Here is a 26,176-nt window from a genome sequence, read left to right on the forward strand (position 1 = left end):
GCGTCTCCCTAGCCGCCGAAGAGGTGGCTGAAGACGCGGGCGCCACCGATATAGGTGCCGGCCGCAGACCCGAGTGTGGTGAGGATAAACACGAGCAAAACGCGGGAGACTCGATTGCGCCACCAGCCTTGCGGGGTCGTGGTGTCCTGACGCAGGCGGGCAAAGTCGTCCACGCGCGGTTTGCGCAGGAACAGCTCGGCTGCGGCCGCGACAAAGCCCACGCCGATGGTCGGGTTCAGCGAGGTCAGCGGCGCGGCCAGTGCGGCGGTCAGCACGGTCAGCGGGTGCGCCAGAGCGATGATCGCGCCAATCGCGGCCAGGCCACCGTTGATCATTACCCAGTCCATGACCATCTGCAGGCCGATGTCCGGGTTGCGCAGGAAGCCGATGACGAAGCCGGTCAGGATCACGCCGACGATCACCCAGGGCAGGATCTTCGGCCAGCGGGCCTTCGGCGGCGGCTGATCGAGGGAGTCCAGGATGGCGTCGGGCGGAGTCAGCTCGTCTTCAGTCTGGGTTGCGATCCCGGGCAGGTGCCCGGCGCCCACCACGGCCAGGATGCGGCGATGCTGGCCGGATTCGGCCAGACGCCGCAGGTGAGCCGCCATGTACTGGTCGCGTTCGTGGATCAGGGTGCGGTAGAGATCCTCGGACTGTTCGGCAAACTCGCTGAAGGTGGACTCCAGCATGTCGCCTTCCTTCAGCCGTTCGATCTCGGACTCGTCGATCTTCTCGCGCGACAGGACCGAGCCAAACAGCCCGCCAACAAGACCCATGCGCTGCCACCAGGGGACGGCGCGATAGGTTCGGCGCAGCGTCAAACCGAGGTCGCGGTCGATCAGGGCCAGCGGCAGACCGCGATCCAGGGCTGCATCCATTGCCGCGCGCATCTCGGCCCCCGGCTCGATCCCGTACTGGTCGGCCAGCCGCTGTTGATAGGCGCCCAGCGCGAGGCTCGCAGCGATCATCGGGGCCTGGCCCTGGCGCATCACGCTGAACAGGTCCATGCGGCCGACCGCATCCGGGTCGAGCATTGCGCGCTGGCGGCTCTCGCACAGCTCGATGGCCACGGTATCGAACGCGCCGGTGTCCACCAGGGCGCGCACCTTCTCGGCGCTGGCGCGGGATACGTGGGCGGTGCCCAGCACCACGACCTCCGTATCGCCCAGTTGCAGGACGCGGTGGGGTTCGTTGGTGATCAGTTCCTGTACGGCTGGATTCATCTGTGGTGGCTCTTGCTCCGGAGCGGCGGCGCTATTCTACGGTGAATGGCCGGGCCTCGCAGCGCCGGCCCGGCCAGGGCGGGTCACGGGGCGTGCGGTTCGCCCCGGGGGGCATCCTCCGGCAGGCCGTCCGTCTGCAGCCGCGGTTCCGGCACGCGCAGGGTCTCCAGGCGTTCGATTACGCGCAGGGCGCGTTGGTGGGCGGCGATCAGGCCGGCGTGATCGGGTTTCAGTTCGAGCCCTTCTGCCCATTGCCCCAGGGCCTCTTCAATGCGCCCGGCGGAGTAGTGGTGCCGGCCTTCCTCCAGCAGACGCTCGACGCGGATGTCGCGTCGCTCGTGCCACTCCGCGCACAGCGCACGGTGGGTGCGTTGGGCCGCCTGGTCGGGTCCGGAGGCGTCGGCATCGGGGATAAGCTCGCTGTGGCACCAGCGTGCGGCTGCGGTCAGATCGTCGGCCTCCAGGGCCTCGCGCAGACGGGCATTCATGGTCGCGCGCGGGAGCTCGTCCGCGATCGCGGCGGGGGCCTCTGCTTGTTGTTCGCGTTCCAGTGCTGCGATCTGCTCTGCGCGCTCCGGGCCGGGGTTCAGGCCCTGGGCCAGTCGCAGCAGCTGCAGGCGCTCCTCGCCCTCGGCACGTTCGGCATAGGCATCCATGGTGGCGGCCAGAGGCTTGCTGCGGGCCGCGAGGCGGTCGGGGTCATCGGGGAGCTGTTCGCCATGGTGGACCAGCGGACGCATGACCTCCAGCAGCCGCAGTTGCTGGACCAGCGTCCGGGCCTCGAGGATATGGTGGCGTTGTCCCAGGGTGTGCAGTGCCACTTGTCGCTGGCGCTCGATCTGCTCCAGGAACTGGCGCCGTTCGTCGTCGGCCGGCAGCCGTTGTTCGGCCTGTTCCAGGATCTCCAGGGCCTGTGCGACTGCACCCTCGGCGGATGCGGCGCGAGCCTGGCGCATGGCGTCTGCCGCGGCCGTCTCCGCACGCGCTGTGATGGCCACGCGGCGTTCGTCCCACTCGGCCCGGGGGGCGGGGTCATGGAGGTCGATCAGTTCGAGTGCGTGCTGGTAGTCGCCGTCTGCGACCGCGCGTTCGATGCGCAGTTCCGGGGGTGCCAGTGGGTCGAGGATGGCGCAGCCCTGGACCAGTAGGGCCAGCATTAGCGCCGCCAGCAGGGCGCTTGGGCCGCGCCTGGCGCAGCGCAGCAGATGCGTTCCCGATCCGACAGGCTCCCGGGGAAACACGGATCAGTGTTTCCCGGCCACTCGGCTGACCGGCACGGCGGCGCTGACGCCGTGCAGTTCGTGGGTGCCCCAGTCTTCGGTGTGGAACTGCCCCTTCACCTGTTCGTGCTCCATGAATGCGCGGGTGGTGACCAGTCCGCCCGGTGGCGCGATCGTGACCAGGCGGGCGGCCAGGTTGACGGTGTCGCCCACCACGGTGAACTGCATGCGGTCCTCTGCCCCCATGTTGCCGGCCAGCATCTCGCCGGCATTCAGGCCGATGCGGAATTCCACCCGTGGTTCGCCGCGGCGCTCGCGTTCCGCGTTGATGGTGGCCACGGTCTCGAGCAGGGCGAGGCCTGTCTGCACGGCAGCGAGGCGGTGAGCACCCGGTTCGGTCCCGAGCCCGAAAACGGCCATGGTACAGTCGCCCATGTACTTGTCCACCATGCCGCCGTGGCGGGCGATGCACTCCGCCATCGGACCGAAGAATTCGTTGAGCATCTGCCCCAGCGCCTCCGGGGTACAGCGCTCGGACAGGGCGGTGTAGCCCTGGATGTCGGCGAACAGTACCGAGCCTTCCACCGCGCGGCCCCCCAGTTCCACTCGGTCCAGGTTCTCCAGGATGTCCTGGGCAATGGCGTCCGACACGTAGCGGCGCAGGGCGGCCTCGACCTGGTCCTTGCGCAGCAGGTCGCGCGCCATGTCGTTGAAGGCATCGGTGAGCTGGGCGATCTCGTCCTGGCGCACCATCGGCAATGGCTGACCCGGGTCAGCCGTCGGCTGGATACGGGCGCGCATGCTCTCCGCCAGGCGCTCCAGCGGACGCACCAGGCGCTTGCTGATGTCGATGGCGAGCACAAGGCTCAGCAGGAACACCCCGATGGCGGTGGCAATCCCGGCATTGAGCGTGTTGCGGATCAACTCCTGCATGGGCGAGGTGTCGATGTACGCCTCGATGTGGCCCACCTGCACATCCTGGAAGCGCACGTTGCGCCGATAGGGCTCGACGCTGGGGGCCAGTGGCCACACGCCCTCCGTGAGGGACTGATCCGGGGGGGTCCCGGCGCGGGCCACTTGCCCGCGGTCGATCGCGTAGGCGGCGATGGACTCGACCCGGCCCTCTTCCACCAGCGAGTTCAGCAGGGTCTCCAGGGTCAGGTAGTCCTCGGCCAGGATCAGTTCGGCCGATGTGCTCGCCACTGGCGCAATGGTGCTCTCGGCCTGGGCGCGGATCTGGTTGTCCAGCACGTTATTGACCTGATTCAGGACCACGGCGGACAGGGTTACGATCCCTGCCAGGGTCAGCCCGGCGATCGCGGCGACGATCTTCCACGCGATCGGGAGATAGCGGGGGGTGAAGTCGCTGCCGGTGAGGTGCAGGCGGGTGCCGCGCCCCGGCTGACGGCGGCCTGTCACGGGGCCGCACCCGCGGGGGCGAGCCAGGGGGCCAGCCACTGGCGCCAGTCCGCGAGCAGAGTGTCGGAGCGGGCTGCCACGGCGGAGCGCTTGGCCAGGGAGCGTGCGAACACCGGACCGCCATCAAGGCTGCACATCGCCCCCCCGGCTTGCGCCAGGAGCAGGCCGCCGGCGGCGCTGTCCCACGGGGCCTGGCCGCCATGCAGGTAGAGATCGGCCCGCCCGGCGGCCAGCCAGGCCCATTCCAGTGCGCAGGCCCCGAGGTTGCGTTGCGAGCGGAACGGGGCGGCGCTGGCGAGCTGTTGTGCCAGCGGTGTGCGCAGGCGCTTGTAGTCCACCAGTGCGATCGCGTGCCCGAGTTCCTCGACCGGCGGGCGGCGGCTCGCGGCAGGCGGGGCGCCGTTGAGTTCCAGTGCGGTCGTTGCGGTGGCGCTGAACAGCTCGTCGCGTACGGGGTCGTAGGTCGCCCCGTGGGTGACCCGGTTGCCCTCGATACGCGCGATGGAGATGGCGAAGAACGGCATGCCGCCGGCAAAGTTGGAGGTCCCGTCCAGCGGGTCTACCAGCCAGAACGCCGGGGCGGACTCCAGGACCCGTGTCTGCTCGCCCCGGGTCTGCTCCTCGCTCAGGATCGGTTCGTGCTGGCCGTGCGCGGGCAGCAGCTGGCGTACCCGTGCATCCACTGCATGGTCGGCCGGGGTGATTACGCTGCCATCGGCCTTGTAGTCCACCGCGATGTTGGCCTCGAAGCGGGGCAGCAATTCCTGCTGGCCGATCTCGCGCAGATCCTGGGCGAGATCGGAAAATGGGATGCGGGTGGCGGTCATGGGGGGGCCTGGGGGATAGGGTGGCGGGTTGACTGGATCGGTTCGGGGCGGAGCGGCGTTGGCGTCGGCGCACAGGCGAATTCGAGCCCGGATCGCCGTATCATACCGGGCCATGACGGGCTTGATGATAATCCTTTCCCTTGCGTTGGTGGCGTTTTACGTGAATGACACCTGGCGTGCCAATGAACGTGCCCGGCGGGTGGGGCGTCAGGCTTGTGAGCGCGCCGGCGTGCAGTTACTGGATGCGACCGTGGTGCGTATCGGACAGCGTCCGGTGTGGGGCGCGCGGGGGTTCGCGCTACAGCGGCGTTACCGCTTCGAGTTTTCTGCCGACGGCGCCGGGCGGCATCCCGGCGAGATCTCGCTGGAGGGACAACAGCTAAAACGGGTGACCCTGGACTGGCCGGACGGCGGGCGCGAGTTTCAGGGACCGGACCCGGACGATCGCAGGGGAGGGCCGGCAGGGTGACGCTCGCCGAGCTGCGCTATGTGGTGGCGGTGGCCGATGCCCGTCATTTTGGTCGGGCGGCGGAGGCCTGCAATGTCAGCCAGCCGTCGCTGTCGGTGGCGGTGCGCAAGTTCGAGGACGAGCTGGGGGTTACGCTGTTCGAGCGCGGCCGCGGGGAGGTGAGTGTGACGCCCGCAGGGGAGCAGATCATCGCGCAGGCGCGGCGGGTGCTGGCCGAGGTCGAGCAACTGCGCTCGGTGGCGGTGCAAAGCCAGGATCAGCTTTCCGGACCCCTGCGGTTGGGTGCGATCTACACCATCGGGCCGTACCTGTTGCCGGAGCTGATCCCGGCGTTGCGCGACCGGGCTCCGAACATGCCGCTGGTGATCGAGGAGAATTACACCGGTCGCTTGCGCGAACGGCTCAAGCAGGGTGAGCTGGATGCGATCATCATTTCGCTGCCGTTCGAGGAACCGGGTGTGGTCACCCTGCCGTTGTACGACGAGCCTTTCATGGCCGTGCTGCCCGCGGCGCACCCGCTCAAGGACAAGACGCCGCTGCGCCTGGAGGACATGGCCGATGCGACCCTGCTGATGCTGGGTGCCGGGCACTGCTTTCGCGACCAGGTGCTGGAGCGCTGCGCGGACTGTCAGCGTACCGTGACCGCCGATGGCAGTACGCCGCGCAATCTGGAGGGGTCTTCACTGGAGACTATCCGCCATATGGTGGCTTCCGGTATGGGGGTCACCATCCTGCCGTGCACGGCGGTGGGTGCAGACCGCTATGCGCAGCGTCTGCTGGCGGTGCGGCGGTTTAAGGACCCGGCCCCCAGCCGCCGTGTGGCGCTGGCCTGGCGTACCAGCTTCCCGCGTCCGGAGGCGATCGAGGCGCTGCGTCAGGCGGTGCTGTCCACCCCGCTGACCTGCGTGGACTTCGTGCAGCCCGGGGCGGGGTGACCCCGCCGCCCGGTGGCGGCCGTGCGATTCAAGCCGCGTCTCCACAGCCGTTTCCGGCCAGCACGCGGTTGCGACCGGTCTGCTTGGCGGCGTATAGGGCCTCGTCGGCGACCTGATAGGCCGCTTGCAGCGAGGAGCGGGGCCCGATAGCCGCCACGCCCACGCTGGCTGTTGCCCTGGCCACGCCGTCGCTCTCCAGTTCGGAATCACCACTGGCGGTCGCCGGAATGCGCAGTGCGCCGATCGCGAGGCGGATGCGCTCGGCGCAGTCCATCGCGTACGTCAGATCGGCTCCCGGCAGCAGGACAAGAAACTCCTCGCCGCCCATGCGGATGCAGAGGTCGGATTCGCGGGTGGTGGTGCGCAGCGTATGCGCCACCTGACGCAGGAATTCGTCGCCCACGGGGTGGCCGTACCGGTCATTGATGCGCTTGAAGTGATCGATATCAATGGCCAGCACCGATATCGGGCGATTCTGGCGCCGGGAATCGGCCAGCCACTGAGCACCCTGTTTCTCGAATGCGCGGCGGTTGCCCAGCCCGGTCAGTTCGTCGGTCTCCAGGCGGTCCGTCAGCTGCCGGAAGCGCAGCGCGTTGGCCAGTGCCGGCGCCGCGAGTCCCAGCAGGGCTTCGATCCGTTGCTGCTCGTGATCGCCGAAACGACGACCGCGCATCAGGACCAGGGAGCCCAGTGGGCTGCCATTGAAGCTCATGCCGTATTCGATGCGGTGGCGGTCTTCCTTGCCTCCGGACCAGGTCGCGTCACTTTCCTGCAGGGTGAACAACCAGCCGCTGAGCCCGATTTGCGCGTTCAGGTGTTCCTGCAGGCGTTCCAGCACCGTGTCCAGGTCCAGACTGGCCGCGAGCGATTGCACGAATTCGAGGGCATCGAAGGGGGCTTCGGGCTGACCGGTAGGGGCCTTGCCCTTGCTGGATACCAGTTGCAGATTGTGGGCGTTCCCGTCGCGGTTCATGGCCGTTGCGCTCGCAAAGATCGTTGGGAGCAGGATCAAGCGATAACTGTGCCAATTCGAAAAACAATAATCCGTTCAGTCTGTTGCAACAGGGTTTACGGCGCATTCCGCCGGAAAATCGGCATCTTTCGGCCGCAGGCGGCAGGTCCGGGCCGCCGCTGCCACCCCTCCCGGCAACTTTTTGACGCCGCCGGCTGCCCCGTCTTCGGCGGGCGACATGAGTCGGGTGGCCACGATGGCCTACACTGCGCGCCATGATTCGAATGCAAGACATCGAGCTGCGGCGTGGTCGCCAGATATTGCTGCAACACGCCAGCCTGACCGTCCATGCCGGCTGGCGGGTCGGCCTGACCGGCGCCAACGGGTCCGGCAAGTCCAGCCTCCTGGCGGCCTTGCAGGGTGAGCTCGCCCTGGACGCTGGCGAAATCGAGCAGCCGCCAGAATGGGTGGTCGCGCATCTGCCCCAGGAGGTCCCCGGTTCCGACCGGCGTGCAGTGGACTACGTCCTCGACGGTGATGCCGAGCTGCGTGATCTGCAGCGGCGCCTGGAACAGGCGAACGATGGCGCGGAGCAGGCGCGGCTGTACGCGGCGCTGGAGGCCATCGACGGCTGGTCCGCGGAAGCGCGCGCCCGCCGTCTGCTGGCGGGCCTCGGGTTCGCGCCCGCCGATGCGGAACGGCCGATGCGCGATTTCTCCGGGGGCTGGCGCATGCGCCTGGGTCTGGCGCGCACGCTGATGACCCGCTCCGATCTGTTGCTGCTGGACGAACCCACCAACCACCTGGACGTGGAGACCATCCTGTGGCTGGAGGACTGGCTGGCGCGGTATCCGGGCACGGTCATCGTGATCGCCCATGATCGCCGGTTCCTCGATTCGGTCTGTACCCATGTCGCGCATATCGAGCGCGGCACCATCGCGTTGTATGCCGGCAGTTACACCCATGCCGAGGCCAAACGTGCGGAGGCGATTGTCCAGAGCGAGGCCGCGGCGGCGCGGGTCGCGGCCGAGCGCGCGCATCTCGAGGATTTCGTGCGCCGCTTTCGTGCCAAGGCGAGCAAGGCGCGCCAGGCCCAGAGCCGACTGAAGCGCCTGGAACGGATGGACGAGGTCGCGGTGATCCGGGCTGCGCGGCCCATTCACCTCGAGATCCCGACACCGGGACGCCTGCCGGACCCGCTGCTGGCGCTGGACCATGCCGAGGTGTGCACGGGGGAGCGTGTGCGGCTGCAGCCGACGACTTTACGACTGCGGCCCGAGGACCGGATCGGGATTCTGGGGCCGAACGGTGCCGGAAAGTCGACACTCCTGACGCTGCTGGCGGGGGAACTGCTGCCGACGGCGGGCGAGCGTCGGGTCGATCCGGCCCTGCAGGTGGGCTATTTCGCCCAGCACCAGCGCGAGCAACTGGACCTCGAGGCTTCGCCGCTGGTGCATCTGCAGCGTCAGGACCCGCGTGCCGAGGAGCAGCGGCTGCGCAATTTCCTGGGGGGAATGGGCTTTCCCGGCGATAAGGCGGATGGTCCGGTGGGGCAGTGCTCGGGCGGCGAACGCGTGCGTCTGGTGCTGGCCCTGCTGATCTGGCAGGCGCCCTCCCTGTTGCTGCTGGACGAGCCCACCAACCACCTTGACCTCGACATGCGCGAGGCCCTCGCCGAAGCGCTGGAGAACTACGCCGGGGGGCTGGTGGTGGTGGCCCACGATCGCGAATTGCTGGCGCGGGTCTGTGACCGTTTCTGGACGGTGGAGGCAGGGCGGCTGAGCCCGTTCGATGGCGATCTCGACGACTATGCCCGCGCGTTGCAGGCGCGTCAGCGCGAGGCCGCACGCTCGGCTGCGGAGACACCGCCGCAGGCCGCTTCGGATGCACCGGTCCGGTCCCAGAAGGAACGGCGGCAACAGGCCGCGCAGAAGCGTGCGGCACTGCGGCCTCTGCAGCAGCGCGCAGACCGGGCCGAACGCGACTGCAGTCAGACGCAGGAGCGCCTGCAGACGCTGGAGTCCGAATTGGCCGATCCGGACCTGTATGCTGGCGATCACGCCGAGCGGCTGGCGGCCCTGACCCGCGAACAGGGCGAGCTGTGCGCGCGTCTGGAGGCCCTGGAGGCGGAATGGATGGAGGCATTGGAGGCCCTGGAGGCGGCGCGGGCGGATGCCACCGAACCGGACGCCGGCTAAAGCCCTACCCTTGCGCTCGGTTATTGTGGGGTCTATAGATTGCAGGTGAATGCACCGAAGAGGAGGTATTCACATGAACGCCCAGGAACTGAACCGCCGCTGTGTAGCGCTCTTCCAGCACCCGGATGCCAGGCTGCATTGCTGGCACCCGCGCATGTTCTGGGAGACCCACATGCTGGAAAATCCGAAACCGGAGGACCTGCAGGAGCCCAAGGTGGATCTGCGCGAGCTGGAGGTGATGCTGTCGGAGGCGGCGCACCAGCCGTCCCGTTGCGCCGATGAGCTGGAGCAGGAGGAGCCGGGTCGGGCCACCCTGATCCGTCACATGATGGAACGCGGTGAGATGCCGCTGCTGCATCGGCCCCACTGATGATCGCGCCCTGACCGGCTCCAGGTTCCGGGGCTCCTGACGCGGAGCCCCCTTGCGGGCCCCGGCGGTCACGGCTGCCGGGGTCTTTCCGTCCGGGGTGCTTGCAGCCTCTGCGGGGGGGCGCTGTCCGGTGCTGGGCGCTCGTGCCGGGGCCGTTTTGCCCCGCCCGGGGGCTACTGGCGGATGAAATCGGAGAAGTACAGCGCCATGATGCGCGGGGCGCCGGTGATCTCCGCCAGGAGTTCGTTGAGTTCGTCCGTCGCCTGGCTGCGCAGATCTTCGCGGGCGCTGCTGCCGCTCAGGCTGTCCGGGCTGCGGCCGCCAAGGATGTGGATCAGTCGGTCGCGCACCGCGGGGGTGTGCTCGCGGATCGCACGCGCGTCCTCCGGGTTGTTGCCTTCCAGCTGGATCGAGGCCTGCAGGTAGCGGCCACGGTCGCTGGATTCCATGTTCACGATGATCGGTTCCAGCGTTACGTAATGGCTGTCGAGGTCGTCCACTGCCGCCGCGATGGACGTGACGAACAGCAGGGTCAGGCCCAGCAGGGCGCCGCTCAGGGTGGGCTGGTGACAGAATCTCATGGCATGTGCTCCGGGGCTGGTTGCGTGCTGGAGGCGATCAGGCCGCCACGACGATGGGGCTCCTGGCCGAAGTATGCCACCAGCTGGGCATAGATTTTCGGCATGGCCGCGCGCAGCCGGGCGGGTTCGAAGAAGAAGGCCTCCACCGCGACCGCCAGGAATTCTTCCGGGGCGGTGGCGGCGTACGGGTCCAGCGGCAGCGCCTCCAGGTCTTCCTCGGCGGTCGCCTCTACCGCAGCCACGAATGCCTCGTAGGCCCGGGAGAAGTCGCGCGTCCACTCCCGGGCGGACAGGTTCCGGGGCAGGAGCGGGAAGCCATTGACCCCGCCGTTGCCGGCATCCAGCACATGGGTCATCTCGTGCACGACCACTGCACCGTCGCGTTCGACATCGTTCCACGACAGGATCACCGGTCCTCGCTCCCAGGCCTCGCCGGACTGCGGGATCGCACCCTGGTGCACGATGCCGGCCTCGTCGATCCACTCGTGCTCGGGCACAAAGGTGTCGGGGTACAGGATCAGCGTGCGCCAGTCCCGGTAAGGTTCCAGGCCCAGATCGAGGACTGGCAGGGCGGCATAGGCGGCGATGACCTGGCATTGCCAGGGTGCCGGCTCCGCCTCAATCCCGATGAACTCCCGGCTCGCGAGGATCTGGCCGATCAGTTCGCGCAGTCGTGAGCGTTCCTCCGGTGTCAGGGTCGCGATGAACGGCACTCGCTGGCGCAGGGTCTCCCATTCTGCGTTGTTCAGAGGCACGCTCTCGGGCTCAAGCCCGGCAAAGGGCCCCAGCAGGCGCCGGAACAGGCCGCGCAGAGGAAAATCGGGGGATGAATGCATGCGGCAATCGTCGCATGTTTTCCGCGTCCATGCCCGATCACGGGGGCTGTGCGGGACAGCAGAGGGGACGCTCTCCTGCGCCGTGCGCAGCAGATCCGTCCGCGACCCGTCTCCCTAGTCGGCGAGGTGGCGTTTCAGCCTGGCGATCGCGTCTTCCGACCACTCGGCGGCGGTCACCACCCGCCAGGCGTCTATGTAGTGCTCGGCGGCGTATACGTGCCCGTAGCCGCGCGGGGCGTCGTCGCCGATCGCCAGGTCCACCAGGAGCTGCAACATGGTGATGACCGGGTACCAGGTCAGGTCCGGCGAGACATCCGGTCCGCGTGGTGCCTGCATCCATTCCGGTTGGCGGTACAGCGCTTGCGGTTCGAAGAAGGTGATCGGGTCGCTTGCGTATTGCAGGTAGACGATGCGCATCGGGCCCCAGGCGGCGCCGGGGATGTCCAGTTGGTTTTCCTGGTTGGTAAAGCGCACCACCGAGCTGTCGCGAAAGCGTGGCAGCCAGGCCGGGGAGTCCGGCTGACGCTGGCGCACGATATCGCGCCAGGTCTCGCTCCGGAACGGGGGGCCTGCCCACAGTGCGCCGGTGAATGGATCCCCGATCACGTCGTACAGGTCGGCCGCGCGTTCGGAGTTCAGCGCGCCCAGGCTCAGGCCATAGAGATAAAGCTCTGGCCGCGCATCCGCGGGCAGCTGTTTCCAGTGGCCGTAGATCTCCGCAAACACGGCCTGGGCGGTTTCACGGCCGTATTCCGACTCCGCCATCAGCGACAGCCAGCTCGGCAGGTAGGAATACTGCACGGCCACGGTGGCGACATCCCCGCCGTGCAGGAACTCCACCGGCTGGATGGCGCGATTGTCCACCCAGCCGCGACCGGTGGGTGTGGCCAGCACCAGCACCGAGCGTTCGAAGGCCCCGACCCGCAGCATCTCCTGCAGCGCCAGGCGCGCGCGTTCCTCGATGGTCTCGGCGGCGTTCAGACCCACATACACGCGCAGCGGCGCCTGTGCCGTGTCGCCGACGAAATCGGCAACCGCCGCTCGGTCCGGCGCCTGCGCGACAAACCGTTGCCCCTGCCGCCCCAGCCCCTGGTCCCAGCTGACCAGAGAGGCCGGGCTGCCGGTGCGGAAGGCCTCGGTTGGCTGTTCCGCCCCGGGGTGCTCGCGCACGTCGAACTGCTGGAAGCTGCGATCCGCAGTGCGCAGGCCGTATTCCAGGATCACCCCGTCGATCACCGCCCAGAACACCCCGGCCGCGGCCAGCACGCCAATGACGTTGGACAGACGGCGGGGCACAAAACGGCGCAGCCGGAGCGCGAGAAACCGGACCAGCAGCTGAAACAGCCGCCCGACCGCAAGCGTCGCGGCAAACACCGCCGCCGCGATCAAGCCGAGCCGGATCGGGAAGCCGCCGTCCACCGGGTCCTGTTCCATCAGCTCGCGTATGTTGTTCTGCCACTCGGTGGCCTGCCACAGGAAGATCAGGACGATCAGCAAGGCCCCGCCGCCGGCAATCATCACCAGGGTGTTGTGCGTGCGTTCGCCAAACTCGGGCAGTTCAAGATACGACCACAGCCAGTGGAAGAGCACGCCCAGTCCGTAGCCAGCCGCCAGCGAGAGTCCGGACAGGATGCCCTGCACGTCGTCGGTGCGCGGGATCAGGCTGGGCGTCAGCGACGCGGCAAAGAACAGCGTGGCCAGGATCAGCCCCGGGATCGACAGGGTCCCGAGGACACGGGTGGCCCAGCCGGGCCAGATGAAGCGCCGCAGGCGGGTTTGCAGGCGGGCGACGATGGACATCGCGAAAGCACTTCCTTGATGAACAGAAGGGCTTATCCTGTTCGCCCGCTCGGGCGGGTTCAAGTCTCCACCGCGAGCGCCGGTCCGCTCTGGAGCCTACGGGGCGTTGTCGCCCGGGCCGGTAGCGTCGGTGTGGCGAAAGCGGAAGCAGCCCTCGACCATGCGCAGGGACACGCCGAACAGCGCGACCTGCAGCAGCAGTCCGCCGGTCGCTGCACCGACTGCGAGCCCGGTAGCCAGTCCCAGGGCCATCAGCAGCATCAGCAGGGTGGCGGCGACCCGGCTGCGCAGCCAGCCGCCGACCAGCGCCAGCAATGCCACGAGTGTGCCTTCGAGCATCGTGGGCATGTGCTGAACCAGCACGCCCAGCATCACCACGACGACCCCGGCGAAGATCAGGACCCAGCCGGCCACCCGCGCCAGGCGCCGGGCCTGTTCAGCGTTGTCCACGGATTGCAGCAGCAGGAGCAGGTCGGCCCCGGCCCAGTGGCGCGATCGCGATTCGTTCATGTGACCACGGTACTACAGGGTTATGACACCCGGGTGACAAGTGGGGCGCGCTGCTATCGCCGGGTCAGTATCGACTCGAGATCGAAGGCCTCGGCCGGGGTTGCTCCGGACTTGGCCTGTTGCACCGAGCCATGGTCCGACCAGTGCAGCAGGCTGAGGTGGCCCGAGCGATCTTCCACCAGGGCCGTGCAGTGCTCGACCCAGTCACCGTCGTTGCAGTAGAGGATGTCGCCGAACGCCTGGACGTTCGGCTTGTGGATATGGCCACAGATGCAGCCATCGAAGCCGCCCTTGCGCGCGGCGGTGACGGCGGCATGCTCGAAACGCCGGATGTATTCCCGCGCCGCCCCGCTCACGCGGGTCTTGAGCCAGGCCGACAGGGACCAGTACGGATGCCCGAGGCGGCGTCGGATCGTGTTCAGGTAGCGGCTGCCGCGCAGCAGCAGGTTGTAGCCAAGATCACCCAGGGCATGCACCAGGCGGCTGTGGCGTACGACCCCGTCGAACTCGTCGCCATGCGTTACGCGGAAGCGCCGGCCATCGGCGGTCCAGTGCACCAGTTCGCGTTCGATGCGCACGCCGCGGATCTCCGAACCGACAAAGCCGCGCACCAGTTCGTCGTGGTTGCCGGGGATGTAGATGACCTCGACCCCATGCAGGGCGAGCGACAGGACCTGCTCGACCACCGCCGCCTGGGTCGCGTCCCAGAAGATGCGCCGGCGCATGGCCCAGATGTCGAATACGTCGCCGACCAGTACCAGACGATCGCAATTGACCTGGCGCAGCAGATCCAGCAGGTAGTCCGCGCGGCACTCTCGGGTGCCCAGGTGCAGGTCGGAGAGGAACAGGCTGCGGCAATCCAGGGTGGCCATCGCGGGCTCCCGCTCGGGGTTTTGTCGAGCATCGCGCATCCGGGTGACGCCACCATGGCGCTACAGTGACCATTGCGTGATGACGGTGGCGGGTGGCTAAGGCCAGAGGATCAGGAGCCAGATCAGGGTGGCGTTGGCGAAGCCCAGTAGCACGGCGGCCGATCCCATGTCCTTGGCCCGCGCGGCCAGCTTGTGGCGTTCTGGCCCGAACCGATCCACGGTGGCCTCGATGCCCGAGTTCAGTACCTCGATGATCAGGATCAGGAACAGGCTGCCGAGCAGCAACGCGCGTTCCACTCCGGTGTTGCCAACCACCAGTGAGAGTGGCGCCAGGATGACCACCAGGATCAGTTCCTGACGAAAGGCCTCCTCGTGGCGAAAGGTGGCGCGCAGGCCTTTCCAGGAGTACCCAAAGGCCCGCAGGATGCGGGTGATGCCGGTGGCGCCGCCGTTGGCCATGGTCGCGTGGTCCGCTGGAGTGGGAAGGGCCGTCAGTGAGGACGGTCGGCCGCGGTATGCGGGGTGCCAGGCGCGTCGGTCTGGCTGAGCAGATCCTGATACACGGCCAGCAATTGTTCGGCCATAAGTCGCTCGCTCCATGCCCGCGCCCAAGCGGTGTGGGCTTCGCGCATGGCGCGCTGGCGTTCGGGGTCGTCCAGGACTCGGGCTACCCGCTCGGCAAAGACCGCGGGCTCTTCGGGAGCGACTTCGGCACCGGATGTGTCGGTGAGGATGTCGAGCGTGCCCAGACGCGCCGTGGAAACCACGGGTAGCCCGCAGGCCATGGCCTCCAGCAGGACCAGACCCTGCGTCTCCGTGGCGGAGGCAAACACGAAGGCATGCCCGGCGCGGTAGCAGTCGACAAGCGATGTCTCGCGGTCCAGGTATCCGCACCAGTGCAGGTTGTCCTCCAGACCCATTTGCGCGGCCTGGCGCTGAAGGGCAGCCCGGGCCGGTCCCTCGCCCGCGATCAGCAGCAGCACGCCGGGGCGACGCTCGCGCAGGTGCTGGAGCATCTGCAGCAAAAAGCCGATGTTTTTTTCGAAGGCGATGCGCGACACATGCACCAGCATCTCGCGGCCGGGTGCGATGCCCCGCTCCGCCCGGAACAGGTGGCCGTCGCCTCCAGCCCAGGCCTGTGGGTCGATCCCGGTGGGCAGGCGTACGATGGGCGCCTTGATCCCGTACTCCAGCAGCGCCCGGTGCAGGGCGGTCGACGGGGCGATCACCCGGTCGACCGCGTTGCACTGAGCGCGCGAGATGCGCCGCGCCAGCCCCCGCAACCATTTGGCGGGCAGCCACGGCAGGTAATGCTGCAGGTACTCTTCGAAGAAGGTGTGGTAGGTCTCGATGACCGGGACCTGCCAGTCGCGCGCTAGCTTGAGCCCGCCGTAGTGCGCTACGAAGGGGGTGTGGATATGGATCACGTCGGCCCGCTCGATCCCGGCTTCCCGCAGGGAATGGCGAATGAGGCGAGGCTTCAGGATGCGATCCTCCGGATCCACTACCAGGTAGCGCGACGAGATGCGGATCAGGTCCGGGTCCTGCGGGTCGGGGCCGGGGTGCGCGCCCAGTCCAGGATAGGCCGGTACCACCAGCGTGACGCGATGGCCCAGTTGTCGGAGCTGTGCACGAAAACTGGCCAGCGAGGTGGATACCCCGTTGATCCGGGGGAAGTACACGTCGCTCAGCATCAGAATGTGCACGGCTGCACCTTGGGACGAGACTCAGGTCCCGGAGTGTGGACCGGGCGTGTCACGATGTGATGACGACATTGCGACGCAATTGTTGCGTCCGCGGGTGAGTGACGGCGCCCCGTACACATTGCGGTAGACGCCGGGCGCCATGCCGAAGGCCTGGCGGAAGTGGTGGGCCAGTTGTTGCGGGGTGTAGCCGGTGGTGGTCGCGATCTCGCCGATACTCGCGTGCGAATCGGTCAGCAAGGCGCGCGCCCGCTCCAGACGCAGCTGCGTTAGGTAGCGGTGGGGTGGCTGGCCGTGGGTCTCACGGAAGGCGCGGGCGAAGTGCCAGGGGGAGAGGTCGCACAGCGCGGCGAGTTCGGCGAGACGGATCGGCGGGTCGAGGTGAGTCTGCATGTAGTCGATGACCTGTGCCGGGCGGGGCGAGGCCGCCCCGGCAATGGTCGGCCGGTGCCGTCTGCCAGGTTCAGCGGTAGACGCGAACCTCCTGGGCCCAGCCGTCCACGCCGCGGTTGGCGCAGAATTCCTGGACATGGCCGTCGGCGTAGCGGATCTCCACGTTGAAGCCGGCCCCGGGCGGGTGGTTCAGGGCCACGTGGCGGCGCTCGCCGGGCGCGATCTCGCCCTCGCGAATGCTGGATTCGGACAGGTCGTGCCCGAAATCGAAGTGCACCGCGCGGATGGCCGTGTCGCTGTCATTGTGCAGGGTGATCATCAAGACGCCTTCGGGAGGCTCCGGCTCGACACCCCAGTGCACCAGTGCGGCGCCCGCAGCCAGCCCGAGCAGGAACAGCCAGGCGGCGGGCGCACGCAAGGCGTCTACCACGATCTCGTCCCAGCTGCGCCCCTGGCGGTTCGGTTTCATTGGTCCGTTGCTCCGCTAAAAATAAGAAAACTCTAATGCATGGGTGGGGCGCATGCCAGAAGGGTCGTGCGGACAATCCTGTACCGGATGCGGCTGCATGTGACCGTGCGGGCGCATTCCGGTATGTTCGCCGGCTTTGTAATCAGGGCAGGACGCACGCTCCCGTGGGAATCGACGAACGCAATCTGCAAGGGCTGGTCGCGCAACTGGCGGAACGCCTGGCGGGTACGGGCCTGCACGGGCGCATCGGCCTGGAGAAGGAGACCCTGCGCGTCGGCCCGCAAGGGTCGCCGGCCCTGACCCCGCACCCGGCGGCACTGGGCTCGGCCCTGACGCATCCGAACATCACGACGGACTACTCCGAGGCCTTGCTGGAACTGGTCACCCCGCCGTTCGACGATGTGCGCGAGACGCTGGGCTTCCTGCACGACCTGCAGGCCTTCGCCGCCGCCAATGTCGGCGACGAGACCCTGTGGTCGACCTCCATGCCCTGCGTGACCGCCGACGACAACGCAATCCCGGTCGCGCAGTACGGCGCGTCCAACGCCGGACGCATGAAGACCGTCTATCGCGTCGGTCTCGGTTACCGCTACGGGCGCAAGATGCAGGTGATCGCCGGGGTGCATTTCAATTATTCCCCGCGTCCGGAGTTCTGGCCGGCGCTGGCGGAGGTGCTGGGCGAGCACGACGACCGCGCGTTCCGCGACGAGCGCATGATGGGCATGATCCGCAACCTGCTGCGCTTCGGCTGGCTGGTGCCGTATCTGTTCGGGGCCTCGCCGGCCGTTTGTAATTCCTTCCTCGAGGGCCACGGCGCGGTGCTGGAGGATTTCGACGACGACACCTCCTATCTCCCGCATGCCACCAGCCTGCGCATGGGCGACATCGGCTACACCAACCGCAAGGAGGCGGATACCGGCATCAAGGCGGATTACAACTCGCTGGCCGGCTATGTCGACTCGCTGCGCTGCGCGATCAACACGCCCAGCCCCGAGTGGGAGCGCATCGGCGTGAAGGTCGACGGCGATTACCGCCAGCTGAACGCCAACATCCTGCAGATCGAGAACGAGTACTACTCCACGGTGCGTCCGAAGCAGCCGCTGGAGCGTTTCGAGAAGCCGACCGATGCGCTGGAGGCGCGCGGGATCGAGTACGTCGAGCTGCGCTCGGTGGATATCAACGCGCAGCACCCGCTGGGGGTGGACGAGACCCAGCTGCGCTTTCTCGAGGTATTTGCCCTGACCTGCCTGCTGCAGCCCAGTCCTTTGCTGGCGGACGGCGAACTCGACGCGATCGACCGCAATCTGCTCGATGTGGCGCATTACGGTCGCCGCCCCGGCCTCGAGCTGCGCCGGCAGGACGAGCAGGTACTGCTGCAGGACTGGGCGCGCGAACTGCTGGCCCTGATGCGCCCGGTCGCCGCGATTCTCGACCAGGAACTGCCGGGCGACCCGTACCGCCGTGCGCTGAGCGAGCAGTGGGGCAAGGTCGAGCAGGCCGACCTGACCCCCTCGGCGCGCATGCTGGAGGACATGATGGCGCGCGAGGAGGGCTTCTACCGCTACGCCAGCCGCCTGTCCGCGCAGCACCGCGAGGCGTTTCGTTTCAACGGCCCGCTGCCGCGCGCCGAGACGCTGGAGGCTCTGGCGCGCCAGAGCCTGGCGGAGCAGGCCGCGATCGAGGCGGCTGATACCCTGGATTTTGACACCTTCCTTGCCCGCTACTTCGACGGCACCCTGCGCGCCTCCTGAGCCTCGCCACCGCCTTTTTCATTCGGTATTTTCGGATTATCGGGCGGAAATAACGCGATTTATTTTCGAATTTATCGACAGGATAATCGAGGCCATCATCCGTAACCGTGGCGGCTAAACCGCTGCAGAGGGAACCCCATGAGTCTCCTGATCAACGGCGAACTGCGCGAGGGCTGGCTGGAGGAGGAGTCCGACGAAAGCGGCGAGTTCTTGCGTCAGGACCAGCAGTACCGCAACTACGTCACCGCCGATGGCTCCGCAGGTCCGCTGGGCGAGGGCGGCTACCCGGCCGAGTCCGGGCGCTACCACCTGTACGTCTCCTATGCCTGTCCCTGGGCGCATCGCGCGTTGATCCTGCGCAAGCTCAAGGGCCTGGAACCGCACATCGGGCTGTCGGTGGTGCACCATTACATGGGCGACGCCGGCTGGTCCTTCGATGACTGCGACGGCTGCACCGGCGACCGCGTGCACGGCTCGGCCTACATGCACGAGCTGTATACCCGTACCGATCCGAAATACACGGGCATCGTGACCGTGCCGGTGCTGTTCGATACCCGGACCGACCGGATCGTGAACAACGAGTCGGAAGATCTGGTGCGCATGTTCAACAGCGCCTTCGACGGCATCACCGGCAACACGCTGGATTTCTACCCGGAGGACCTGCGCGAGGAGATCCACGCGGTCAACGAGCGCGTCTACGAGAACGTGAACAACGGCGTCTACCGCTCGGGTTTCGCAACCTCCCAGAAGGCCTACGATGCGGCCTGGGACCGCCTGTTCGAGACCCTGGACTGGCTGGAAGAGCGCTTGGCGCGCCAGCCATTCCTGGTCGGTGACCGCATTACCGAGGCCGACTGGCGGCTGTTCACCACGCTGGTGCGCTTTGATCCGGTCTACTACAGCCACTTCAAGTGCAACCGCCAGCGCATCATCGACTTTCCGGCACTGTCGGCCTACCTGCGCATGCTCTACCAGCGCCCCGGCGTGGCCGAAACCGTGCGCATGGATCACATCAAGGCGCACTATTACGGCAGCCATCCGATGTTGAACCCCAGCCGCATCGTGCCGAAGGGCCCGGTGATCGATTACCGGGCGCCGCACGGGCGGTCGCTGGGGGCGTTACCGGCCGCGCTGCGGAACGCCGATGAGGCCTGACGGTCGTTACAGGAACGGCCGCATGACGACTGCGGTTTTGTATGGCTGGCGCCTGGATCGGAACCCGGCGCCGGCTGGATCACGCAAGGGGTAGGTTCGGGTGAAGGCAATCGGATGGCTGCTGGGAGTGCTGGTCGTGGCGGCACTGGGGATCGTGGCGTGGTACACGCTGGGCCCTCTCGCGCCGGCTGGCGACGCGGGCGATGAGCCGGCGGCGGAAGCCGCGGCGGCGCGTGATGACCGCATCCCGGTGCGTACGGCCGAGGTGGCTCCGCGTACCTTCGAGACCCGGGTGGAATCCCTGGGAACGGTCGCGGCCAGCGAGTCGGTCACGGTCACCGCCAGCGTGACCGAACGGGTGGTCGAGGTCCTGTTCGACGATGGCGATGCGGTCACGGCCGGTCAGGTGCTGGTGCGCCAGGATGCCGACGAGGAACGCGCGGCGCTGCGCGAGGCGCAGGTGCAGGTGGACGAGGCCCGTCGCGAACTCGAGCGGATCCGTGGCCGGGTTCAGGATGGCGTGGTCACACGCCAGCAGGTCGACCAGCAGCAGTCGCGGCTGAACGAGGCCGAGGCGCGGCTGGAGGCCGCCCGCGCCCGGGTTGAATTGCGCAGCATCCGGGCGCCGTTCGCCGGACGCCTGGGGCTGCGCCAGGTCAGCCCCGGGGCGCTGGTCAGCCCCGGCACTGCGATCGTCGAGCTGGATGACATCGCCACGGTCAAGGTGGATTTCGCCGTGCCCGAGCGCCACGCCGCCGCCATCGAGCGGGGGCGCGAGGTACAGGGACGCAGCGCAGCCGGGACATTCGCGGGCGCGGTCACGGCCGTCTCCAACCGTCTGGATGTTGCCACCCGCACCCTGACCGTGCGGGCCGCGATCGATAACCCCGACCAGTTATTGCGCCCGGGCATGCTGCTGAACGTGCGTCTGGCCCTGGATCCGGTCGACCGCCTGGCGGTACCGGAGGGCGCCATCCAGCAGGTCGCGGATCAGCACTTCGTGTTCCGCCTGCGCGGCGACGACACGGTAGAGCGCACCCGAATCCGCATCGGCCGCCGTGATCCCGGTTTCGCCGAGCTGCTGGAGGGCCTGGAGCCGGGCGATACCGTGGTCTCCGAGGGTGTCTCGCGCGTGCGTGACGGCCGCGCCGTGCGGGTGCTGCCGCCGCGGGTCGCACCCGCCGCGGACGGAGACGGGGCCGGGCAATGATCATCTCGGATGTCGCCAATCGTCGGCCGGTACTGGCGATTGTCTTCAACCTGCTGCTGATTACCTTCGGGCTGATCGCCTACAACAGCCTGCCGTTGCGCGAATACCCGGACGTGGACCCGCCAGTGGTCACGGTCAGTACCCACTACCCCGGGGCCAGTGGCGAGATCATCGAGCGCGAAGTCACCCAGCGCCTGGAGGATCGCATCGCCGGGATCGAGGGCATCCGCTTCGTCGAGTCCTCCAGCCAGGACGGGCGTTCGAGCATCACCATCGAATTCAATCTGAACCGGGATCTGGATGCGGCCGCCAACGACGTGCGCGAGGCGGTCAGTCGGGTGCTTGGGAATCTGCCGGACGAGGTGGACCCGCCGGAGGTCAGCAAGGCGGATGCCGACGCCAACCCGATCCTGTGGCTGAACCTCTCCAGCACCACGATGGATCAACTGGCGCTGGCCGACTACGCCGAGCGCAACCTGATCGACCGCATCTCGGTGGTCGATGGCGTGGCGCTGGTTCGGCGCGGGGGTGCGCGCAGTTACGCGATGCGCATCTGGGTGGACCGCGAGGCCCTGGCCGCACGCGATCTCACCGTGCTGGATATCGCCAGCGCCCTGGAGCAGGAGAACGTCGAACTCCCGGCCGGGCGTCTGGACTCGCTGGAACGCGAGTTCACGGTACGCGTGGACCGTCAGTACCGCACCCCGGAGGACTTCTCCAGCCTGGTGCTGCGGCGTGGCGAGGCCGGCCAGCTGGTACGTCTGGGCGACGTGGCCGAGGTGAACATCGGCGCGGATACCGAGCGCAGCGAGTTCCGCGGCAATGGCGAGGACATGATCGGCCTGGGCATCATCCGGCAGTCCAACGCCAATGTGCTGAACGTGGCCAACGGGGTGAAGGCGCTGGTGGCCGATCTGCAGGACAGTCTGCCGGAGGGGACCTCGCTGACTACCACCTACGACGAGTCGGTGTTCATCGAGGGCGCGATCCGCGAGGTCTACATCACCCTGGCGGTCGCCACCGCCGCGGTGGTGATCGTGATCTGGCTATTCCTCGGCAGCTGGCGGGCGACGCTGGTGCCGGCGGTGACCGTGCCGGTGGCGATCACCGCTGCCTTTATCGGCATTGCCCTGTTCGGGTTCTCGATCAATCTGCTGACATTGCTGGCGCTGGTGCTCGCGGTCGGGCTGGTGGTGGACGACTCGATCGTGATGCTGGAGAACGTCCACCGGCGCATCGAGCGCGGCGAGCCCGGGCTGCTGGCGGCCTGGCGCGGCGCCGGTCAGGTCGGTTTCGCGATCGTCGCAACCACCTCGGTGCTGATTGCGGTGTTCGTGCCACTGGCGTTCCTGGAGGGTACGGTCGGGCGCCTGTTCACCGAATTCGCGATCGCGATGGCGATCGCCGTGTTCTTCTCCAGCATCGTGGCGCTGACCCTCGCCCCGGTCCTCTCCGGGCGCCTGATGCACCAGGGCGACGACGATACCGGTGCGGCGCGGTTCATCAGCCGTGGCTTCGCGGTGCTGGAGCGTGGCTATGGCCGCGCCCTGCAGACCGGGCTCAAGGGCGCATGGCTGATCGTGCCGATCCTCGTGGCGGTACTGGCGGCGGCCTGGTACCTGTTCGACACCCTGCCCGAGGAATTCGCGCCGCAGGAGGATCGGGGTTCGTTCTTCGTATTGGTGGACGGCCCCGAAGGGGCCAACTTCGACTACATGAGCCGGCAGATGGCCGAGGTCGAGGCCCGCATCATGCCGCTGGTCGAGGACGGCCCGATCCGCCGCGCCCTGGTGCGCACGCCACGCGGGTTTGGTGGCTCCGAACAGGTCAATAACGGCTTCGTCATCGCCATCCTCGACCACTGGGACGATCGCGACCGCTCCGGTCAGCAGGTGATCGGCGAAATCCGCAGCATCATCGACGAGATGCCGGGGGTGGAGGCGCGGGTGGTGATGCGCCAGGGGCTGTCCCGGGGCCGTGTCGGACCGCCGGTCCAGTTCGTGATCTCCGGGCCGGACTACGAACAGCTCGAGGAATGGGGCGAGACCATGCGCGAGGCGGCCGAGGGTATCGACGGCCTCACCCGCGTGAACCTCGATTACGAACCCACCCAGCCACAGATCAACGTGCGTCTGGACCGGGACCGTGCCGGCGACCTCGGCGTGTCGCTGCGCGATATCGGGCGCACCCTGGATATCGCCCTGGGCGGGCGTGCCGTCACCACCTTTGTGGATCGTGGCGAGGAATACGACGTGATCGTCGAGGGGCTCACCGATCAGCGTCGCACCCCGGCCGATATCGACAACCTCTACGTGCGTTCCGGTAGCGGCAGCATGGTCCCGCTGTCGAGTCTGGTCACCTACGAGGAACAGGCCGGCCCGTCCTCGCTGGCACGCTATAACCGGTCCCGGGCCGTGACCCTGACCGCCGGCCTCGCCGACGGCATGACCCTGGGCGAGGCGCTGGATGCACTGGATGCGCTGGCCGCCGATCTGCTGCCGGCAGAGGCCGGGATCGACTACAAGGGCGAGTCGCTGGATCTGCGCTCCGGTTCCGAGGCGATCCTGTTCGTGTTCGCCCTCGCGCTGCTGGTCGTGTTCCTGGTGCTGGCCGCCCAGTTCGAGAGCTTCGTGCACCCGTTCGTGATCATGCTGACCGTGCCGCTCGCGGTGGTGGGTGCCCTGATCGGGCTGCACCTGACCGGCCAGACCCTGAACATCTACAGTCAGATCGGGATGGTCATGCTGATTGGGCTGGCGGCGAAGAACGGCATCCTGATCGTCGAGTTCGCCAACCAGCTGCGCGATCGCGGGCGTGACTTCGACACCGCCGTGGTCGAGGCGGCGCGCATGCGCCTGCGTCCGGTGCTGATGACGGCGCTGACTACCGTGGCGGGGTCGATTCCGCTGATCCTGGCCTCCGGGCCGGGCGAGGAGACGCGCTTCGTGATCGGGGTGGCGGTGTTCTCCGGGGTGCTGTTCGCCACGCTGTTCACGCTGTTCGTGATACCGGCGGCCTACAGTCTGGTCGCGCGCGGCACCACCTCGCCGCAGGCGACCACCCGGCGCCTGCACGAGCTCGACGCCGAGATCGACGATGTCGACGGCGAGCGTCGCGGCGCCCGCGCCCCGCGCTGAACCTTGCCTCTCCGTCCCTCCGGCCGCCTGCGTTGTTGAGGCAGGCCCCGGTTCATCATCCGGTGTTTACGGTGCCTCCGGTCCACAACCTGCCCGGCGCTGACTCGCCAGCGCGCCGCGAGGTACTTCTTTGCTCGTGCAAAGAAGTACCCAAGAAACACGCCCGACTGCCGCGACCCCGGCCCGCTGTGCGGGCCGGGGTTTCCCTCGCTCCGAGGGTTTTCGCGGGCGGCGCTGAACTCGCTGCGCCTTCGGCTCCGCTCAGACATCCAGCGCCTTTTCTCCCGCGAAAACCCTCTCCGCTCGGCGCGACGACAACGGGGGGTCAAGGTCAAGACAACGGCGGTCCCGACGGTCTTGCCAGTGGAAGATGGCGAAATCTTCCGGCATCTCGGGCACGCTCGGCCTTTGGCCGTTGCGTGCCGCGCCCGCGGCGCGGGCGCCGGGGGCTTTCGGATGGCAATACCTAATTGTGGTGTCGTGGGGCTGGAATACCTTCTGTCTTGACCTTCCTCGCCCGTATGGAGCCCCTCGCGGAGGGCGTGATGGGCCGGCCCGTTTTCTACAAATTCGGGGCGCTGGATGTCTGAGCGGAGCCGAAGGCGCAGCGAGTTCAGCGCCGCCGGCCCAGCGCGTCCGGAGCGAGGTTCCCGGGCGAAATCCGGGTGCGCCTCGACGGGTCCTTTCTTGGGCAAGCAAGAAAGCCAGTTGTTGATCAAAAACGGGCGCGGCGCGCTGGCGAGTCAGCGCACGGCAGTATGTGGACCGAAGGCACGTAAACACCGGAGGACGAACCAGGACCAGCCACCACGAGGCAGGCGCCGGACCGGAGGCACCGTAAACACCGGGAGACGAACCGGGACCAGCCAATCAGCGATAGCGAAGCCTTCCGCGTTCGTGGCTGGCGTGTGGCGAGGTCAGGTGCGCGCCGGGGCGCGGGCGTCGTCGAACCAGAGCCAGGCGATGGCGATGGTCAGCAGCGCGATCACCGGCAGCATCGCCAGGTTCAGGCCATCCCATCCCAGCGGCCGCAGCAGCGCCCCCGCCAGCAGGGACCCGGCCGTGACCAGCGTGAAGATGGTCAGGTCGTTCACGCCCTGGACCTTGCCCTTTTCGGTGGCCGTATGCGTGGTCGTCAGCAGCGTACTGCCGCCAATGAACAGGAAATTCCAGCCCACCCCCAGCAGGAACAGCGCCAGCCAGAAATGCCCCAGCGTCTCCCCGTGCGCGGCCACCGCCACGCTGAACAGCACCAGTGCGTTGCCAAGTGCCAGGATGCGCGTGATCCCGAGGCGGGTGATCAGGTGGCCAGTCACGAACGAGGGCGCGAACATCCCGAGCACATGCCACTGCATTACCAGGGCGATCTGGCTCATGTCGAAGCCCGCCTGGCGCATGGCCAGCGGGGTCGCCGTCATCAGCAGCACCATGACCGCATAGCCCAGAGCGGCGGCGGTCAGCGCCACGAGGAAGCGCCCCTGTGGAAGGATCTCGCGCATCGGTCGGGCCGGACCGCGTTCCTCCGGCGGTGGCGCCGGTACGCGAAGCCAGGCCAGGAGCGTCATCGCCAGCAGCGCCAGGGCGCCGAGGACCAGGTAGGGGCCGGCCTCCGGCGTGCCCGGCAGCAGGGCCTGGGCGTGGTGGGCGTTCCACGGACCGAGGAAGGCGGCCACGACGCCGCCGGCCATCACCAGCGAGATCGCGCGCGGGCGGAACGCGGGGCTGGCCACGTCGGCTGCAGCAAAGCGGTAGTACATCGCGAAGGCTTGGTAGGCCCCCAGCAGCAGGTTGCCCAGCACGAACAGCCAGAAGGCCTCCGCGAAGACGCCGGCCGCGGCCAGCGCGGCACCGCCGGCCCCGCCCACACTGGTGCCGAGCAGGAAGCCGGTGCGCCGCCCGAAGCGCTTCATGAACAGCGAGGCGGGCAGGGTGGTAACCAGGGTGCCGACCATCATCGCGGCGACCGGCAGGGTGGCCAGGGCCGGATCGGCCGCGAGACGCTCCCCGACTACGCCGCTCAGCGTCATCACGGTGACCGCGGCGATCAGGAACAGGGCCTGCCCGAGGGCAAGGATCAGGACATTCGCGCGTTCGCGCGGGGTGGTCTGGCCGGGCATGGGATTCCCTTCGGGGTGTGCCCGGGCCG

22 protein-coding genes and 2 pseudogenes are annotated in these 26,176 nt (G+C 67.9%); 9 read left to right on the forward strand and 15 right to left on the reverse strand.

The genetic code is table 11. The features are described from left to right. Positions 1–8: 8 nt before the first annotated feature. From G332_RS0105045 to G332_RS0105060, 4 genes are all read right to left on the reverse strand, one after another. Positions 9–1,223, reverse strand: coding sequence for a TraB/GumN family protein (locus G332_RS0105045; protein WP_019625911.1), 1,215 nt, complete (start codon positions 1,221–1,223; stop codon positions 9–11). A gap of 83 nt (positions 1,224–1,306) precedes the next feature. Further along, positions 1,307–2,380 carry a hypothetical protein gene (locus tag G332_RS0105050; RefSeq protein ID WP_019625912.1) on the reverse strand — a complete coding sequence of 358 codons (1,074 nt, stop codon included), beginning with the start codon at positions 2,378–2,380 and terminating at the stop codon, positions 1,307–1,309. An 87-nt stretch (positions 2,381–2,467) separates the two neighbouring features. Beyond that, complete coding sequence (locus G332_RS0105055) at positions 2,468–3,862, reverse strand: adenylate/guanylate cyclase domain-containing protein (protein WP_019625913.1); 1,395 nt, start codon at positions 3,860–3,862, stop codon at positions 2,468–2,470. After that, entirely contained in the window at positions 3,859–4,689 is an 831-nt protein-coding gene (locus tag G332_RS0105060; protein ID WP_019625914.1) for an inositol monophosphatase family protein, read from the reverse strand. The genes G332_RS0105055 and G332_RS0105060 overlap by 4 nt, the downstream gene beginning before the upstream one ends. A 112-nt stretch (positions 4,690–4,801) precedes the next feature. Here G332_RS0105060 and G332_RS0105065 point away from each other — a divergent pair, with 112 nt between their 5' ends. Together G332_RS0105065 and G332_RS0105070 are read left to right on the forward strand one after the other, a co-directional pair. Next, positions 4,802–5,158: a DUF3301 domain-containing protein gene (locus G332_RS0105065; RefSeq protein ID WP_019625915.1), complete on the forward strand. Its 357-nt coding sequence runs from the start codon at positions 4,802–4,804 to the stop codon at positions 5,156–5,158. Next, positions 5,155–6,093 carry a hydrogen peroxide-inducible genes activator gene (locus G332_RS0105070; protein WP_019625916.1) on the forward strand — a complete coding sequence of 313 codons (939 nt, stop codon included), beginning with the start codon at positions 5,155–5,157 and terminating at the stop codon, positions 6,091–6,093. The genes G332_RS0105065 and G332_RS0105070 overlap by 4 nt, the downstream gene beginning before the upstream one ends. 28 nt (positions 6,094–6,121) lie before the next feature. Here the strand turns inward: G332_RS0105070 and G332_RS0105075 are convergent, their stop codons facing one another. Further along, on the reverse strand, positions 6,122–7,066 hold the full coding sequence (locus G332_RS0105075) for a GGDEF domain-containing protein (RefSeq protein WP_019625917.1): 945 nt from the start codon (positions 7,064–7,066) through the stop codon (positions 6,122–6,124). A gap of 254 nt (positions 7,067–7,320) precedes the next feature. On the opposite strand from G332_RS0105075, the gene G332_RS0105080 reads away from it, so the two are divergent. Both G332_RS0105080 and G332_RS0105085 read left to right on the forward strand, forming a co-directional pair. Further along, positions 7,321–9,243 (forward strand): ABC-F family ATP-binding cassette domain-containing protein, encoded by a 1,923-nt coding sequence (locus G332_RS0105080; protein WP_026340617.1) that lies wholly within the window; start codon positions 7,321–7,323, stop codon positions 9,241–9,243. Positions 9,244–9,316: 73 nt separating this feature from the next. Beyond that, entirely contained in the window at positions 9,317–9,613 is a 297-nt protein-coding gene (locus G332_RS0105085; protein ID WP_019625919.1) for a hypothetical protein, read from the forward strand. Positions 9,614–9,786: 173 nt separating this feature from the next. On the opposite strand, the gene fliL is transcribed toward G332_RS0105085, so the two are convergent. From fliL to G332_RS0105130, 9 genes and pseudogenes are all read right to left on the reverse strand, one after another. After that, positions 9,787–10,194: a flagellar basal body-associated protein FliL gene (gene fliL / locus G332_RS0105090; RefSeq protein ID WP_019625920.1), complete on the reverse strand. Its 408-nt coding sequence runs from the start codon at positions 10,192–10,194 to the stop codon at positions 9,787–9,789. Beyond that, positions 10,191–11,030: a zinc-dependent peptidase gene (locus tag G332_RS0105095; RefSeq protein ID WP_019625921.1), complete on the reverse strand. Its 840-nt coding sequence runs from the start codon at positions 11,028–11,030 to the stop codon at positions 10,191–10,193. The genes fliL and G332_RS0105095 overlap by 4 nt, the downstream gene beginning before the upstream one ends. Before the next feature lie 114 nt (positions 11,031–11,144). Next, the gene (locus tag G332_RS0105100) at positions 11,145–12,830 is read right to left on the reverse strand and encodes an alpha/beta-hydrolase family protein (RefSeq protein ID WP_019625922.1); all 1,686 of its coding nucleotides are present in this window, start codon (positions 12,828–12,830) and stop codon (positions 11,145–11,147) included. A 96-nt stretch (positions 12,831–12,926) separates the two neighbouring features. Further along, entirely contained in the window at positions 12,927–13,340 is a 414-nt protein-coding gene (locus G332_RS0105105; protein WP_019625923.1) for a hypothetical protein, read from the reverse strand. A gap of 53 nt (positions 13,341–13,393) precedes the next feature. After that, positions 13,394–14,212, reverse strand: a complete 819-nt coding sequence (locus tag G332_RS0105110) for a UDP-2,3-diacylglucosamine diphosphatase (protein WP_019625924.1) — start codon at positions 14,210–14,212, stop codon at positions 13,394–13,396. 96 nt (positions 14,213–14,308) lie between these two features. Then, positions 14,309–14,671, reverse strand: a complete 363-nt coding sequence (locus G332_RS0105115) for a diacylglycerol kinase (protein ID WP_019625925.1) — start codon at positions 14,669–14,671, stop codon at positions 14,309–14,311. Positions 14,672–14,703: 32 nt separating this feature from the next. Further along, positions 14,704–15,906 carry a glycosyltransferase gene (locus tag G332_RS0105120; protein WP_038059546.1) on the reverse strand — a complete coding sequence of 401 codons (1,203 nt, stop codon included), beginning with the start codon at positions 15,904–15,906 and terminating at the stop codon, positions 14,704–14,706. A gap of 33 nt (positions 15,907–15,939) precedes the next feature. Beyond that, positions 15,940–16,378, reverse strand: a pseudogene (locus tag G332_RS12685) (helix-turn-helix domain-containing protein); the annotation flags it as partial. Next, entirely contained in the window at positions 16,379–16,777 is a 399-nt protein-coding gene (locus G332_RS0105130) for a hypothetical protein (protein ID WP_019625928.1), read from the reverse strand. A 164-nt stretch (positions 16,778–16,941) separates the two neighbouring features. On the opposite strand from G332_RS0105130, the gene gshA reads away from it, so the two are divergent. The 5 genes and pseudogenes from gshA (at position 16,942) to G332_RS13755 (ending at position 24,620) form a co-directional block, all read left to right on the forward strand. Beyond that, on the forward strand, positions 16,942–18,528 hold the full coding sequence (gene gshA, locus G332_RS0105135; RefSeq protein WP_019625929.1) for a glutamate--cysteine ligase: 1,587 nt from the start codon (positions 16,942–16,944) through the stop codon (positions 18,526–18,528). 138 nt (positions 18,529–18,666) lie between these two features. Next, entirely contained in the window at positions 18,667–19,683 is a 1,017-nt protein-coding gene (locus G332_RS0105140; RefSeq protein ID WP_019625930.1) for a glutathione S-transferase family protein, read from the forward strand. A gap of 100 nt (positions 19,684–19,783) precedes the next feature. Beyond that, on the forward strand, positions 19,784–20,893 hold the full coding sequence (locus G332_RS0105145; protein ID WP_019625931.1) for an efflux RND transporter periplasmic adaptor subunit: 1,110 nt from the start codon (positions 19,784–19,786) through the stop codon (positions 20,891–20,893). Beyond that, positions 20,890–24,030, forward strand: a complete 3,141-nt coding sequence (locus G332_RS0105150) for an efflux RND transporter permease subunit (RefSeq protein WP_019625932.1) — start codon at positions 20,890–20,892, stop codon at positions 24,028–24,030. The genes G332_RS0105145 and G332_RS0105150 overlap by 4 nt, the downstream gene beginning before the upstream one ends. A gap of 370 nt (positions 24,031–24,400) precedes the next feature. Further along, positions 24,401–24,620: pseudogene (locus tag G332_RS13755) on the forward strand (hypothetical protein). Between the two features lie 327 nt (positions 24,621–24,947). On the opposite strand, the gene G332_RS0105160 reads toward G332_RS13755, so the two are convergent. Further along, positions 24,948–26,147, reverse strand: coding sequence for an MFS transporter (locus G332_RS0105160; protein ID WP_019625933.1), 1,200 nt, complete (start codon positions 26,145–26,147; stop codon positions 24,948–24,950). Between the last annotated feature and the right edge of the window lie 29 nt (positions 26,148–26,176).

Source organism: Thioalkalivibrio sp. ALJT (assembly GCF_000381825.1).
In the GTDB taxonomy this organism is placed as follows: Bacteria; Pseudomonadota; Gammaproteobacteria; order Ectothiorhodospirales; family Ectothiorhodospiraceae; genus Thioalkalivibrio.

What these genes read in the sequence shown, in the direction of transcription:
- G332_RS0105060 (WP_019625914.1), bottom strand. Translation starts at nt 4,689, where the DNA reads ATGACCGCCACCCGCATCCCATTTTCCGATCTCGCCCAGGATCTGCGC.
- G332_RS0105075 (WP_019625917.1), bottom strand. Translation starts at nt 7,066, where the DNA reads ATGAACCGCGACGGGAACGCCCACAATCTGCAACTGGTATCCAGCAAG.
- G332_RS0105160 (WP_019625933.1), bottom strand. Translation starts at nt 26,147, where the DNA reads ATGCCCGGCCAGACCACCCCGCGCGAACGCGCGAATGTCCTGATCCTT.
- G332_RS0105100 (WP_019625922.1), bottom strand. Translation starts at nt 12,830, where the DNA reads ATGTCCATCGTCGCCCGCCTGCAAACCCGCCTGCGGCGCTTCATCTGG.
- G332_RS0105150 (WP_019625932.1), top strand. Translation starts at nt 20,890, where the DNA reads ATGATCATCTCGGATGTCGCCAATCGTCGGCCGGTACTGGCGATTGTC.
- G332_RS0105080 (WP_026340617.1), top strand. Translation starts at nt 7,321, where the DNA reads ATGATTCGAATGCAAGACATCGAGCTGCGGCGTGGTCGCCAGATATTG.
- G332_RS0105065 (WP_019625915.1), top strand. Translation starts at nt 4,802, where the DNA reads ATGACGGGCTTGATGATAATCCTTTCCCTTGCGTTGGTGGCGTTTTAC.
- G332_RS0105105 (WP_019625923.1), bottom strand. Translation starts at nt 13,340, where the DNA reads ATGAACGAATCGCGATCGCGCCACTGGGCCGGGGCCGACCTGCTCCTG.
- G332_RS0105140 (WP_019625930.1), top strand. Translation starts at nt 18,667, where the DNA reads ATGAGTCTCCTGATCAACGGCGAACTGCGCGAGGGCTGGCTGGAGGAG.
- G332_RS0105115 (WP_019625925.1), bottom strand. Translation starts at nt 14,671, where the DNA reads ATGGCCAACGGCGGCGCCACCGGCATCACCCGCATCCTGCGGGCCTTT.
- G332_RS0105050 (WP_019625912.1), bottom strand. Translation starts at nt 2,380, where the DNA reads ATGCTGGCCCTACTGGTCCAGGGCTGCGCCATCCTCGACCCACTGGCA.
- G332_RS0105095 (WP_019625921.1), bottom strand. Translation starts at nt 11,030, where the DNA reads ATGCATTCATCCCCCGATTTTCCTCTGCGCGGCCTGTTCCGGCGCCTG.
- G332_RS0105045 (WP_019625911.1), bottom strand. Translation starts at nt 1,223, where the DNA reads ATGAATCCAGCCGTACAGGAACTGATCACCAACGAACCCCACCGCGTC.
- G332_RS0105120 (WP_038059546.1), bottom strand. Translation starts at nt 15,906, where the DNA reads ATGCTGAGCGACGTGTACTTCCCCCGGATCAACGGGGTATCCACCTCG.
- G332_RS0105110 (WP_019625924.1), bottom strand. Translation starts at nt 14,212, where the DNA reads ATGGCCACCCTGGATTGCCGCAGCCTGTTCCTCTCCGACCTGCACCTG.
- G332_RS0105085 (WP_019625919.1), top strand. Translation starts at nt 9,317, where the DNA reads ATGAACGCCCAGGAACTGAACCGCCGCTGTGTAGCGCTCTTCCAGCAC.
- G332_RS0105130 (WP_019625928.1), bottom strand. Translation starts at nt 16,777, where the DNA reads ATGAAACCGAACCGCCAGGGGCGCAGCTGGGACGAGATCGTGGTAGAC.
- fliL (WP_019625920.1), bottom strand. Translation starts at nt 10,194, where the DNA reads ATGAGATTCTGTCACCAGCCCACCCTGAGCGGCGCCCTGCTGGGCCTG.